Below are 12,915 nucleotides of genomic sequence, written 5' to 3' on the forward strand. Positions count from 1 at the left end.
TACTACTAATAATAATAAAGAGATGGATCATGCCTTTGAATCATACAAAATTAGAACGACGTTTAAGCGCCTGTGACGAAGCACTAAATGCTCTGTTTGCTAATCAGCAAAAGCAAATTGGGGTGAAAATACAACAGCAAATAAAATCAGTACAAAATTATTACAACCTTTCCTATACTAAAACAAATTCAGCCAAAAAAGCTGAAGAAATTGCTGCCAGTTATGAATTATTTATAGACCAATTAACTAAAGCAAAAAATAGACAGCTGAATACTAAAGAAGCATCGGAAAAAATTAGCAATTCATGTGAATCCAGAAAAATTGGTGTTTTATTTCATAATCTCGCCAAAGCATGCGAACTGATGTTCTACGCAGCAACAGCATTTTCTTTATATGCCGGTATTTTTGGCATTGCACTGCCAGTACTTATTGTTCAACCAGTTTTAGGTGTTGCCGTAGGAATAACCATTGTCGGAGCAATGATTGCAGCAGCATATAAAGCCTTGTCATGCTTCACCGAATTTAAATCATTCAGTCGTCACGATATAGAATACACTAATGAGTTAAGTTTAGTTTCATTCTTCAACCCAAAGCCGCAACCAATAAAAGAAGACCTTCAAGAAAATGAAGAAGATGAGTTAGAAACTAGCTATTGTTGCTAATTAATAATTCCACTTAAGTCCTGCGGTTATATAACATGAGAGGAGCCCGGGAAAAATGCAAAACCCGGGTTTCGTTTCGCTACACTCAGGCCATGTTTTTTGCAATCAAAGCAGGATTCTGCTCCCAGTGTATAAGCCAAATTTATGAAGATCTTACAATTGCGAAATTTAACCAGATGTTTAATAATGATAAAATCACGGAACAAGGGAGTGAATATGTCACTCAAATTAGCGAGAGCACAAATTCTATGTTGTGGTTTAATCACATGTTTACTGAGTTCATGCTTACTGAGTAGTTGTTTTTATCCACCTTATAATAATTTCAAACCAGTACATCCTATGCCAAGGAGGGTTGTTACTGGAGCGGTTGTTGGAACCGCAGTAGGTGCTGCAACAACAGGTACTGTGGCAGGAGCACTGGCAGGAACTGTTGCAGGAGGTACTGCCGGCGCCGTTGTAGGTTTTTATAAGGCAAGTAGACGCAGCATTATTAAAGAGTTGAATAAAGAAAATATCCAGTACGTGCAATATGGCGACACCATGACCCTAATTGTGCCTGTTGATAAATATTATATGTTTGAAAGCCCCCGCCTCAATGAAGTGTGTTACCCTGGATTGGAAAATATTATAAGGTTGTTGAAATTTTATCCGAACAGCCCTGTTTATGTTGCGGGATTCACAGATAATGTAGGTACACGCCGCCATAAAAAATTATTGTCCCAAGCTCAAGCAGAAACGATGCTTACTTTTTTATGGGCTAATAATATTCCTGCGCAACTTCTTAAAGCAGAAGGTTATGGTGATAAAAATGATGTAGGTGACAATAAATTGATCCACGGTAGTGCATTTAATCGACGCATTGAGATCCAATGGTTCAATAATTATGGTATTAAGACTTGTGCAACATGTCCAGCTCCAGTACCATCACCTGTAGTTTATGCATCAAAATAAGGCAAACATGCGTTCAAGATTTATCGGGGGAATTCTTTTAATTGTTGGGACATCTATAGGCGGGGGAATGCTCGCCTTGCCTGTTGCCAATGCAGCTACAGGTTTCTGGCAATCTTCAATTTTTTTATTTCTTTGCTGGGTATTCATGACATTAGGGGCGTTTTTTATCCTTGAAGCGAATCTTTATTTACCCAGAGGAAAACATATGGTTTCAATGGCGCAAGCCACTTTAGGTAATTATGGTTTACTTGCTGCCTGGATAAGCTATCTTTTTTTACTCTATACTCTACTGTCTGCTTATATATCTGGCGGAGCAGACGTGTTGAACAGCCTTCTTTTTAAAATTGGATTACATCTGGCGGATTGGCAAGCAAGTTTATTGTTTACGCTTATTTTTGGCATGGTTGTGTATGGTGGAATTCGATATGTAGATTATGTCAATCGTGGATTGATGTTTGGCAAATTAGCTGTTTATTTTTTATTAGTAGTACTTATTGCCCCGCATATTGAACTACACCATCTGCGTCATGGTGACATGCGTTATATCGGTGGCGCCATTATGATCTTGATTACCTCCTTTGGATTCGCCATTATTGTGCCTAATCTCAGAGACTATTTTGATGATGACATTAAGCAACTGAAAAAAGTGATTTTTATTGGTTCGTTAATTCCTTTATTTTGTTATTTGGCATGGGATGCAGTCATTATGGGGGCTCTCCCCTCAGAAGGAAGCCAAAACCTTGAGAGTTTAATGCATAATCCGCATACCACCAGTGCCTTAGCAAGCTTACTCTCAAATAAAGTGCAAAATACAATAATCAGTGCTTTATTTAATTTCTTCACCTCCATTTGTATGCTCACTGCATTTCTTGGCGTCTCCTTATGCTTGTACAGCTTCCTTGCAGATGGTTTACAGTTGCGTGAACGAGGAAGTCATGGCATTGGGTTATTTTTACTTACATTTGTTCCTCCACTTCTTATCGTCATTTATTATCCTGGTGCATACATACATGCCTTAGGTTATGCAGGTATCTTTTGTATCATTCTGCTACTACTTTTACCCGCATTAATGTGTTATTTTGGCAGAAGAAATCATCGTTCTGTCTTTATCGTTCCAGGTGGTAAATGGACTCAAGGTGCTGTAGTTGCTGTTTCTATCGGATTATTGGCGCACGAATTTTGGAATTTGATATAACCAATCTGCGTGAGGAACGACACTTTGAGAGATAGACATAAAAAGTAGTTTATAGTTTAATGAAAAATTTTTACATGCCTCTCTATATACTGCGCCTTATGTGCACAGTATATAGAATGAAATAGGACTCAGATCGCTTAGACCACAATCATTATTGGCTGCGATACAATTGACTTAAAATGAACAACAAAGTATCATATTGAATTATTTTTAAACTATTTTGGATTATATCTCATGATCAATTCAAAACTAATAGGCGGAATATTACTTATAGTAGGAACATCTATAGGTGGTGGTATGCTTGCCCTTCCCGTCTCCACGGCAGAAGTAGGCTTTACCAATTCCATTTTCTTCCTGTTTTTTTGTTGGCTGGTCATGACTGCCGGCGCTTTATTAATCTTGGAGGTTAACCTACGTCTTCCAGCAGGAAGCAACATGATTTCCATGGCTAAATCCACGTTAGGCTTGCCTGGTCAAATTATTGCCTGGATCACGTACCTGTTTTTGCTTTATACCCTGCTATCCGCTTATATTTCTGGGGGAAGTGATGTATTCAATAGCTTATTACATAAATTGAATATTGATATACCCAACAGTGCTACCGCAATTCTGTTTACCTTTTTATTTGGTTTGATCGTTTATAAAGGCATACGCTCCGTAGATTATGTCAATCGCGGTTTAATGTTTGGTAAATTAGGCATTTATATTTTGTTAGTCGCTATTATTAGCCCGCATACCTCTACTTTAGGCTTAACTGATGGTTCAGCACGTGCATTTACTGGCACATTAATGATCTTGATTACTTCATTTGGCTATGCATCGATAATACCGAGCCTCCGTGACTATTTTGAAGATGATATACGTACCCTAAAACGCGTCATCTTACTGGGTTCACTTATTCCTCTTGTTTGCTATATTGTTTGGGATGCAGTCATTATGGGTGTTGTCTCTCGGGAAGGAGAGAATGGTTTACTCGCACTTATGAATTCAGAACACGCCACGAGTGGGCTGACTGAGGCTTTAAGTCAATCAGTACAAAATCAATGGATTAGTGGATTCTTTGGCTTTTTTACTTCTATATGCATGCTTACAGCATTTTTAGGAGTTTCTTTGGGTCTATTTGACTTTCTGGCAGATGGGTTAAAACTGGAGAAATCCGGTAACCAGGGGAAATATACCTTAGCTTTAACTTTTCTTCCGCCGCTAGCAGTAGTCTTATTAAATCCTGGAATTTATTTGCATGCTTTAAGCTATGCCGGCATTTGCTGTGTTATTTTATTGTTACTTCTGCCTTCCATTATGGCTTGGAAAGGACGTAAAGCTCACTTAGTTACCACAGAAAGCCACTTAGTACCGGGAGGTAATTCCAGTCTTGCTTTAATTGGTTTTATAGCCACAGGTTTACTTATTATCGCCATCATGCACTAATACGCTCAACATAGGAGCATAACCTAGTGTCTGCTCTTCTACTTAAACTCATTGAATAGATAAAGAATCAATGCTGAAATGACAAAATCTGAGGTTTTCCAGAATATCTTCAGGTTTTCAGTCCTATAGTAAATACACACATAGTCTATAATTAAACATAATTAAATGTTATTTAAGATAAATACAAGGAGGTAATTATGTTAGGTTGGGCATTAACATTTTTCATTATTGCAATTATTGCAGCCGCATTTGGATTTGGTGGCATAGCATCAGCTGCAGCAGGAATTGCGAAAATTTTATTCTTTATATTTCTTGTTATCTTTGTCGTATTCCTGATAATGGGGTTACTGGGTCGACGTCCGCCACCTCCTCCAGTATAAAAAATAAGTAATACAATCAAATCATATTGTAACAGTGAAGCAGAACCAACGGGAGCTTAAAGTTCCGGGTTCTGTTTCGCGCCCAAGGCTACAGGACTTCTACAATTTCATCAAATTAATTGAACAGTTTAATTTGAACTTCTTGAGATGAACTCTTCCAGGCTCTTTTCATGATTTCAGTATTAAAAGAAATGCCGAAATCGCCATTTTTATTAAGAGCAATAACACCCACTTCTCCGTTTAATCTTTGATTACGCTCATGGATTACATAATCGCATGCTTTTTGCAGTGGCATATCAAATTCCATCATCATGGAAATAGTATGTCCCACTACCCCTCTAATTAAATATTCACCTTCTCCAGTTCCAGAGACCGCACAGGTATTATTATTGGCATAACATCCAGCACCAATAACACAGCTGTCTCCAATTCTGCCTGGAAGACAATTGCTAATTCCACCTGTTGATGTTGCCGCTGCAAGATTTCCTTGTAAATCTAAAGCCACAGCACCTACAGTTCCTTTCATTTTCTTGCGCTGAATTTCTTCCATTCTCTCTATTTTATTCAGCTTTTGATACATCTCATATTGATGCGGAGTTATAAAGTAAGAATCAGGCTCAATTTCCATACTATACTTCTTCGCCAATTCTAAGGCACCATATCCTGAAAGAAAAACATGGCGTGTTTCCTCCATCACCAACCGGGCAAGACGAATGGGATTTTTTACTGTACGCACCATAGATACGGCGCCAGCTTGCAGATCTGTGCCGCTCATAATGGAAGCATCCATCTCAACTTCCCCGCGACAATTTAACGCTGAACCTTTTCCCGCATTAAATAAAGGATTATCCTCAAGAACCGCCACTGCCTGCTCTACTGCATCCAAAGCGGAACCGCCTTTATCAAGAACTGAATAACCTATTTCAACAGCTTGGGCCATACCATGTTCAAATTCCTTTTGATGATCGTGCAAAAAAGAATAATTCTCACTAGCACCACCATGTACCGCGATTGCAATTTTATTCATTACCGTATCCATTATTTAAATTATTTACTTAGAGGGATCGCCGGATTCGCCAGAGTACGATCTGCAATTGAAAATTGACATCCCTTTACCAAAAGGTGAACTATCAAATTTTCAACAAATACAGGCTCTCCTTCTTCAACATCTGTGATGTTTGTTTGATTAATATTTCTACCATCAATAATGACAACCATACCCGACCCATAACATTCTGCATCCGTTCCATTTCGAATAACCAGAGCAGTATCTTCCCCTAAACCAATACCCAATTGTTCTGGGTTCATGATAATGGCATGTGCCAAACGGCTAAATCGTCCTCTTTTTATGAAATGAGTATCAATAACACAAGATTGTAAAATCCCTAATCCTGAAGAAGTTAATAAATTGAGGTACCTTAAAGCTTCTGATAAACCGCCCCCAGTGATCATAACTGTGCCCATAACCATAGCTCCAGCACTAGTTCCGGCAATAATGAAATCACTGTCTTTCAGATATCGTTCTTTAATAATGTCAACTATAGGAGTGCCACCTAATATTGTAGATAGACGAAACTGATCGCCTCCTGTAAAGAAAATGGCTCCCGCATCCTCTGCTCTTCTTAAATACTCTTCATGGCGTGCTTCACTTCTATTTTTTATAGGAATAAACCCTATGTTGGTATAACCCATATTATGAAAAACATTTTGATAAATTTGTTTTACTTCATCCTGAATTTCCGAACCAGTTGTAATAATTTCTATTTTTTTATTTGAGGGGGGCAATAATTCATTTAGAATTTCATAACGAGTAAATTCTTTATTTTGCTCCGTAATATCCAATGGTTCATTATAACCCTTATCTTCAGCACCACCGATAATTAATAATTTAGCTTTGGGTGTCATTATAAACCTCGTTCGCTATCATCAATTGTTTTTCCATTTTCTTGAGAAAATTAGTTGTTTCAAATACATCTTCAACCGCACAAAAGATAAACGTATTTAGTTCTGCCACTCCCGTCACATATTCAATGGCTTCAATTTCATCTGAAATAATATTTAAAGATGGCTTAAAATTAGAGCGAAGTATTCCTGCAACAATAAGACGATTTATTTCATGATGAGTTCGCCCTCTTCCGTCTTTATCATGGCGAATGACGATTTCATCAAACATGGAAGCGGCATGATAGCCCAGCTTTTCAATGTCCTCATCACGGCGATCACCGACCGCCCCTATAATCCCAATTTTTTTAGTACAATGAATTGAAGCAAGATAATTTTTTAACTCACGAAATGCCCCTTCGTTATGAGCATAATCGACCATGACCTGGCAATGAGGGAATTTAAAAAGGTTCATTCTGCCTGGAAGATTCTCGACAGTGGGATAAAAAATTTGCAGTGCTTCTTTTATTTTTTCTAAAGAGAAATGACTGATGACTCCTGCTAATGTTGCAGCTAATATATTCAGAATCATGCCGCTTGCGGTGCCTTGAAAACTAAGCGGGATTGATTTTACATCAGCCAGAACAGTTCGCTCGGAACTGCGTTGCACGATAATATGTCCTTGATCAAGATAAGCAGCTAACCCGCCTAAACTGCAGTGCTTCCTGATACGGGGGCTTTCAAACATACTAAATAAAGCAATATTACACGTTAAATCATTTCTTAAATCATAGGTCAAATTATCATCAGCATTTAAAATAGCATATCCTGTTTCTTTAGTGCTACGCGCAACAACCGCTTTGACCTGGACCAACTCATCAAGAGTATAAATCTCATTTAATCCCAAATGATCCTCAGTAACATTAGTAATCACACTGATATCACATTCATCAAATCCTAAACCTGAACGTAGAATTCCGCCCCGCGCGCATTCTAAGACGGCATAATCCACTTCAGGATCATATAAAACCACTTGTGCACTGGCAGGACCACTGCAATCCCCGTTATAAATCAATTTATTATTTATATAAATACCGTCTGTAGTAGTGTAACCGGTGTGGTGATTTGCAAAACGTGCGAGATGAGCAATCAACCGGACCACTGATGTTTTTCCATTGGTACCTGTAACAGCGACTATTGGAATCCTTGACGTTAAATTAGGTGGATAAAGCATATTCAAAATGGGTTCTGCTACATTGCGAGGCTTACCTTCATTAGGTGATAAATGCATTCTTAATCCTGGTCCGGCATTTACTTCAATAATGGCACCATGATTTTCATTTAAAGGACAACCTATATCATTTGAGATCACATCGATTCCGCAAATATCCAAATTTACGAGTCGCGCTACACGTTCTGCAAGAAAAATGTTAAAAGCGTGAACCGTATCAGTCACATCTTTAGCTGTTCCACCAGAGCTTAAATTTGCAGTTTCTTTTAAATATAAAATATAATTCTCGGGTAAAATACTCTCAAGAGTCAGGTTATTTTGTTTTAAAATAGAGAAAGTGGATTCATCAATCTTGATTTTTGTCAGCATGTTTTCATGGCAATCTCCTCGATTTGGATCTTCATTTGCCTGCTGAATTAATTGATTAATTGTAAGTTTCCCATTTCCTCTAATCTGAGCAGGGGTTCTTTCAGCCACCGCAACCACTTTATAATTTACCACTAAGAATCGATAATCTTTCCCAGTCATGAAGCGTTCAATTATTAATTCATTGGAAATTTTTTTTGCAAGTTCATAGCCAAAAATTGCTTTATCTCGATCTGTAATATTTGTAGTTACCCCTTTTCCATGATTTCCATTGTATGGCTTAATCACTAAAGGGAAGCCCAATAGTTTTATTGCTTCTTGGAGTTCTTCTTTATCCCTAATAACCATCCCTTTGGGAGTCGGAATAAAGTTTGTGCTCAAAATTTGCTTGGTAAGCTCTTTATCAGAAGCAATATCCACGCCAATAGAGCTTGTTTTCGAAGAGACGGATGCCCAAATCTTTTTTTGATTTCGCCCATATCCCAATGTAATTAAAGAAGTGTTTTCATAGTGTTTCCAAGGAATTTTTCTTTTTTTCGCTTCATCGACAAGCGCCTGAGTGCTAGGCCCTAACCCCTGTTTTTTAAAAATTTCCCTTAAGTGATTAAGGGCCTCACCAAGAGGATATTTTTTACCTTCTGCAATGGAGTTTATAAAATTGACTGCAACTTCTCCTGCATACAAACCTGCTTCTTCAATTTGGTATGCAAATATGACTTGATAAACACCATAATCTTTAGTCCCATAAGTCCTGCCAAAACCACACTCCATCCCTGCAAGACATTGCAACTCCAAAGCAACGTGTTCTATCACATGCCCCAACCAAGTACCTTCTTCTACCCGCTTTAAAAATCCACCTTCAACTCCTAAGGAACAACGATGACTGTGTAAACTTGGAAGACACTCTATCAGTCGTTCTTTAAACCCAACTAAAAGATTCGTGGGAAATTCCTCATACTTTCCTAAATCAAGTTTAATAACAATGAGTTCTTTTCTGTAGTTCGACCAATAATTAGGTCCTTTCAAAACTTGGGTTTTTAAAATGTTCATTCGCATTCCTTGGCATAAAATGAATTACTAAAAACTCTTTTTAGCATAGGAAGAATTTTTAAATTCTTCAAATTAAAAAATAACTGATTTGTGAATCACGGTGAACTAAGGATAATAATTAATTATTTGAAAAAAAATGATTTTTAGGAGATTTCCCTGCATTTCTTATAAAGAAATGCAGGTGAATGGATTATTTTTTAACATCACATGTGATTTGTGTGCAGTCACGGCAATGCTTTGCTGCGAAAGCAAATGACTTAGTTGCAGAACCAGCATGCTCTGACATTTTCTTATCAGCATCTTGGTCAGCTTTTTTGTCACTTGAGCTTGCATTAGTAGTACACACCCAATTTGAACTCATTGAGGTCTTGGGAGTAGCATTCGAACTTGTGTTTGCACTTGTACTAGTACTCCCATTAGTTCCCGTTGTTTCATCATGAGCAAATGAAGTAACAGAGAATAAAACCAGTGTACTAAATAATGCTCCTAATAGAATTTTCATCACTTATCTCCCTGTATAGAAACCGGTTATTTGAGTTTTAAATTCAGGTGCAGAAAAATTGGGCCAATGATTTTTATCAAAGCCAGGTGCATCTTTCAGATGCTGTTTATCCACATTAAGAATAAAACAATCATCTTTGTTGTCGTACAAAAATAAATTCCAAGGTACAGCAAAATATTTATTGCCAAATCCTAGAAAACCACCAAAATCTAAGACAAGATAATTTACTTTTCCAGATTGCTTATCGATAACAACCTCCGCAATTTCACCTAGATTTTCATGAGCTGGATTCATTACTTTAGAACCTGTAAGTTCACCAGATTTAACAATTCCTCTGTTTTCCATATTAAAACTCCTTTTAAATGTGACATTCTTTCTTAAATTTTAATGATGCATTTTCTTTTGAAAATCTTGTACTGCTTTTTTAGCTTGCTCTTCGGTGTACCCATAATGTTTTCTGAGCTTGCCAAAAATTTCTTGTTGATTACCTTCAATTTGTTTTAGGTCATCGTCTGTGAGCTTTCCCCAAAATTGTTTCATTTGGCCTTTTATTTCCATCCATTTTCCTTGAAAAATATTCTCATTCATTTTAATTCTCCTTAATTTTTTTCAGCAAATAAAAAACTAAAATAGTTCTTATTAGCTCCAATAAAGGCTAGTCAACAATTTTTAAAAACGCAAAAAAACTAACCCAGAAATTCAGGATATTTGCAAAATCTTGACGATCAAATTAACGTTCGTCATACGATTTCTAATGGTCTACGATAGATTAATTGGGGTTTACATTATAATTTTCATTACTGTAACAGGGTGTCCTTTAAAACGGTCTGTATCTATAATTTTCCATCCTAAGGATTGGTAATAATTCGGAATTGTTTGATCAAACGCAAAAAGATAAAGCACTTCATATCCCATTTTTTTTGCTTGCTCTTTGGTTACATCAATAAGACGTTTACCAAGTCCTTGCCGTTGATATGCAGATTTTACGGATAAAGAACCTAGCCATGGCATCAAATCAGGACGGATACCATCATTTTCACGTAAACTGCACATGCCTACTGGCTTTTCCTCATCAAATGCAACAAAAGTAATTGGCAACTTGTCGTGGTTTGCATGATCACGAAAACGCTGTTCTACAACATCTAGCGGAACATCAGGTAACCAAATTTTTCCAAGGCCTTCTTGCCAAATAAGAGCAAGCTCAGAGATCGCATCAAGATTATTTTGTAGAAGCTCAATTCTTATCATTTTAATACCTTTCGTTACATTATTAGGACTGTAAACGGAGCCTTCAGGATACATCTTATATTGATTTTTTACCACTCAGAATTATTATCTAATTTTTTGAAGTTGGCGATTTTCCATATCGGTTCAAGGCATAAAGTCCCATATTTTTTGCTATTTCACCCTCGGCAAAAAACACTTTTCCGTTGATTTCTTTCTGTAATAACATAGCCTCTTCTTCATTATGTGTGCGGATAACAATTTCAATTCCTGGATTGAGTTGAATTGCATATTGAATCATCTTTCCTACATGCACCGTATCTGATATTACAATAATAAGCATACTGGCATGAGCAATATGGCTTTGAACAAGCACAGAGGGCTTGGATGCATCGCCATAAACCGCGGGTATACCAGAAACTCGCAAGCGCTCTATTAGTTCTCGATTATCATCAATTACAACATAAGGAACATCTTTTTCAGAAAGCAACCGAGCAACACGCTTTCCCACACGTCCATATCCTATCAGAACAACGTGTCCTGCAAGATATTTTTCTGTCGTGGTTATAGGTAACTCAGTTAAAGGATCCTTTGAACGCTCAAAAATCTCCATTAATTTAGAGCGAGTTTTTGCCCATGTATGAATAGGAGTTATTAGTTTAAATATAAGCGGATTAATGGCTATTGAGATCAATGCGCCAGCTAAAATAAAATTTCGTCCTTCTACAGGAAGGAGGCCCAAGCGTATTCCAAGCTCAGCAAGAATAAAAGAAAACTCACCAATTTGTGCCAAACTTGCTGATACAACTAATGCCGATTGTAATGGATAACGAAAAGCAAGAACCAGAATAAATGCTGCGATTGATTTTCCAATAACAATAATACCTACAACAGTTAATACTTGGAGTGGTTGCTCCACTAAAACAGCAGGATTAAACAACATACCGACTGAAACAAAAAACAATACAGCAAATGCATCGCGCAGTGGTAACAATTCTTCAGCTGCGCGATGGCTAAAGGCAGACTCCCTCATAATCATCCCAGCAAAAAAAGCACCTAAAGCAAAGGAAACCCCGAACAGCTTAGCAGCTACATAGGCAATACTAATTGCTGCAGTAACAACACACAAAGTAAATAATTCGCGTGATCCTGTACGGGCAACATGCCAAAGTAATTTGGGAAAAAATCGCCGCCCCACCAGGAACATCAGAGCAATAAAAGTAGAAACTTTTATGAACGTAAGCCCAAGGACAAGCCATAATGGCTTGTGCATACTGACGGATGGATTATTGCCTAACCATTGGGATAATGGCGGAAGCAATACCAACACAACAACCATAGCCAGATCTTCAACCAGAAGCCAGCCTACTGCAATATGCCCATTAATTGTTCCCAACATGCCTCGTTCTTCAAGTGCTCTCAATAATACAACAGTACTTGCAACGGATAATGAAAGTCCAAAAATCAAGGCATAGCCATAGTTCCAGCCCCACATGATGGCAGTACAACCACCCAATATTGTTGCTACAATCATTTGCACAATCGCCCCCGGAATTGCAATCTTCCGAACATACAGCAAATCAGACAATGAAAAGTGCAATCCTACCCCAAACATGAGGAGCATGACGCCAATTTCTGCAAGTTCCTGAGCGATTTCAACATCTGCCATCAACCCTCCTGGAGTAAATGGCCCCATGGCAACACCAGCTAATAAATAACCTACCAATGCGGGAATTTTAAATCGTACCGCAATAAAGCCCAGGATTAATGCTAAAGCAAATCCCATTGCAACTGTGGTGATCAGAGGAAGCGCGTGATGCATACTAACGTATCCTTTTTAAATCCGTATTCTTTAGAAACTATCGTTCACATGCATATCTATTAATCTATCAGCATGAGAAAAAACATTTTAGCCATTCAACATTACTGATTAAATTGGGAAAAATTAATTCAAACAACCCTATATTTATTCAATATAGTAAATTTACTTGAAACATCAAATACATAATTAAATAGAAGCTGCGTGCAGCGAAAGTAGAACTGAA

13 protein-coding genes are annotated in these 12,915 nt (G+C 37.6%); 5 read left to right on the forward strand and 8 right to left on the reverse strand.

What is annotated here, in order from left to right:
* Positions 1 to 29: 29 nt before the first annotated feature.
* The 5 genes from A8O27_RS05085 (at position 30) to A8O27_RS05105 (ending at position 4,616) form a co-directional block, all read left to right on the forward strand.
* Complete coding sequence (locus tag A8O27_RS05085) at positions 30 to 662, forward strand: DUF5638 domain-containing protein (protein ID WP_058460117.1); 633 nt, start codon at positions 30 to 32, stop codon at positions 660 to 662.
* Between the two features lie 216 nt (positions 663 to 878).
* The gene (cmpA, locus tag A8O27_RS05090) at positions 879 to 1,613 is read left to right on the forward strand and encodes a C-OmpA-like family protein CmpA (protein WP_058460116.1); all 735 of its coding nucleotides are present in this window, start codon (positions 879 to 881) and stop codon (positions 1,611 to 1,613) included.
* Positions 1,614 to 1,620: 7 nt separating this feature from the next.
* Complete coding sequence (locus A8O27_RS05095) at positions 1,621 to 2,808, forward strand: amino acid permease (RefSeq protein ID WP_058460115.1); 1,188 nt, start codon at positions 1,621 to 1,623, stop codon at positions 2,806 to 2,808.
* A 234-nt stretch (positions 2,809 to 3,042) separates the two neighbouring features.
* Positions 3,043 to 4,236 (forward strand): amino acid permease, encoded by a 1,194-nt coding sequence (locus A8O27_RS05100; protein WP_058460114.1) that lies wholly within the window; start codon positions 3,043 to 3,045, stop codon positions 4,234 to 4,236.
* 197 nt (positions 4,237 to 4,433) lie between these two features.
* Positions 4,434 to 4,616, forward strand: coding sequence for a DUF1328 family protein (locus A8O27_RS05105; protein ID WP_058460113.1), 183 nt, complete (start codon positions 4,434 to 4,436; stop codon positions 4,614 to 4,616).
* A gap of 115 nt (positions 4,617 to 4,731) precedes the next feature.
* On the opposite strand, the gene A8O27_RS05110 is transcribed toward A8O27_RS05105, so the two are convergent.
* The 8 genes from A8O27_RS05110 to A8O27_RS05145 form a co-directional block, all read right to left on the reverse strand.
* Entirely contained in the window at positions 4,732 to 5,643 is a 912-nt protein-coding gene (locus tag A8O27_RS05110) for an isoaspartyl peptidase/L-asparaginase family protein (protein WP_058460112.1), read from the reverse strand.
* 20 nt (positions 5,644 to 5,663) lie between these two features.
* On the reverse strand, positions 5,664 to 6,521 hold the full coding sequence (locus tag A8O27_RS05115; RefSeq protein WP_058460111.1) for a cyanophycinase: 858 nt from the start codon (positions 6,519 to 6,521) through the stop codon (positions 5,664 to 5,666).
* On the reverse strand, positions 6,505 to 9,144 hold the full coding sequence (gene cphA, locus A8O27_RS05120) for a cyanophycin synthetase (protein WP_058460110.1): 2,640 nt from the start codon (positions 9,142 to 9,144) through the stop codon (positions 6,505 to 6,507). Before cphA ends, A8O27_RS05115 begins: the two co-directional genes overlap by 17 nt.
* A 190-nt stretch (positions 9,145 to 9,334) precedes the next feature.
* Complete coding sequence (locus tag A8O27_RS05125; protein WP_058460109.1) at positions 9,335 to 9,646, reverse strand: hypothetical protein; 312 nt, start codon at positions 9,644 to 9,646, stop codon at positions 9,335 to 9,337.
* A 3-nt stretch (positions 9,647 to 9,649) separates the two neighbouring features.
* Positions 9,650 to 9,991 (reverse strand): PRC-barrel domain-containing protein, encoded by a 342-nt coding sequence (locus tag A8O27_RS05130; RefSeq protein ID WP_058460108.1) that lies wholly within the window; start codon positions 9,989 to 9,991, stop codon positions 9,650 to 9,652.
* Between the two features lie 39 nt (positions 9,992 to 10,030).
* The gene (locus A8O27_RS05135; protein ID WP_058460107.1) at positions 10,031 to 10,234 is read right to left on the reverse strand and encodes a CsbD family protein; all 204 of its coding nucleotides are present in this window, start codon (positions 10,232 to 10,234) and stop codon (positions 10,031 to 10,033) included.
* Positions 10,235 to 10,426: 192 nt separating this feature from the next.
* Positions 10,427 to 10,894, reverse strand: coding sequence for a GNAT family N-acetyltransferase (locus A8O27_RS05140; RefSeq protein ID WP_058460552.1), 468 nt, complete (start codon positions 10,892 to 10,894; stop codon positions 10,427 to 10,429).
* Positions 10,895 to 10,982: 88 nt separating this feature from the next.
* Positions 10,983 to 12,692: a cation:proton antiporter domain-containing protein gene (locus A8O27_RS05145; RefSeq protein WP_058460106.1), complete on the reverse strand. Its 1,710-nt coding sequence runs from the start codon at positions 12,690 to 12,692 to the stop codon at positions 10,983 to 10,985.
* Positions 12,693 to 12,915: the final 223 nt, after the last annotated feature.

It is taken from the genome of Legionella bozemanae (assembly GCF_001648595.1).
GTDB classification, from domain to species: domain Bacteria; phylum Pseudomonadota; class Gammaproteobacteria; order Legionellales; family Legionellaceae; genus Legionella; species Legionella bozemanae.

Excerpts from the sequence above, each read along its gene's own strand:
- A8O27_RS05085 (WP_058460117.1), top strand. The coding sequence starts at position 30 with ATGCCTTTGAATCATACAAAATTAGAACGACGTTTAAGCGCCTGTGAC.
- cmpA (WP_058460116.1), top strand. The coding sequence starts at position 879 with ATGTCACTCAAATTAGCGAGAGCACAAATTCTATGTTGTGGTTTAATC.
- A8O27_RS05095 (WP_058460115.1), top strand. The coding sequence starts at position 1,621 with ATGCGTTCAAGATTTATCGGGGGAATTCTTTTAATTGTTGGGACATCT.
- A8O27_RS05100 (WP_058460114.1), top strand. The coding sequence starts at position 3,043 with ATGATCAATTCAAAACTAATAGGCGGAATATTACTTATAGTAGGAACA.
- A8O27_RS05105 (WP_058460113.1), top strand. The coding sequence starts at position 4,434 with ATGTTAGGTTGGGCATTAACATTTTTCATTATTGCAATTATTGCAGCC.
- A8O27_RS05110 (WP_058460112.1), bottom strand. The coding sequence starts at position 5,643 with ATGAATAAAATTGCAATCGCGGTACATGGTGGTGCTAGTGAGAATTAT.
- A8O27_RS05115 (WP_058460111.1), bottom strand. The coding sequence starts at position 6,521 with ATGACACCCAAAGCTAAATTATTAATTATCGGTGGTGCTGAAGATAAG.
- cphA (WP_058460110.1), bottom strand. The coding sequence starts at position 9,144 with ATGAACATTTTAAAAACCCAAGTTTTGAAAGGACCTAATTATTGGTCG.
- A8O27_RS05125 (WP_058460109.1), bottom strand. The coding sequence starts at position 9,646 with ATGAAAATTCTATTAGGAGCATTATTTAGTACACTGGTTTTATTCTCT.
- A8O27_RS05130 (WP_058460108.1), bottom strand. The coding sequence starts at position 9,991 with ATGGAAAACAGAGGAATTGTTAAATCTGGTGAACTTACAGGTTCTAAA.
- A8O27_RS05135 (WP_058460107.1), bottom strand. The coding sequence starts at position 10,234 with ATGAATGAGAATATTTTTCAAGGAAAATGGATGGAAATAAAAGGCCAA.
- A8O27_RS05140 (WP_058460552.1), bottom strand. The coding sequence starts at position 10,894 with ATGATAAGAATTGAGCTTCTACAAAATAATCTTGATGCGATCTCTGAG.
- A8O27_RS05145 (WP_058460106.1), bottom strand. The coding sequence starts at position 12,692 with ATGCATCACGCGCTTCCTCTGATCACCACAGTTGCAATGGGATTTGCT.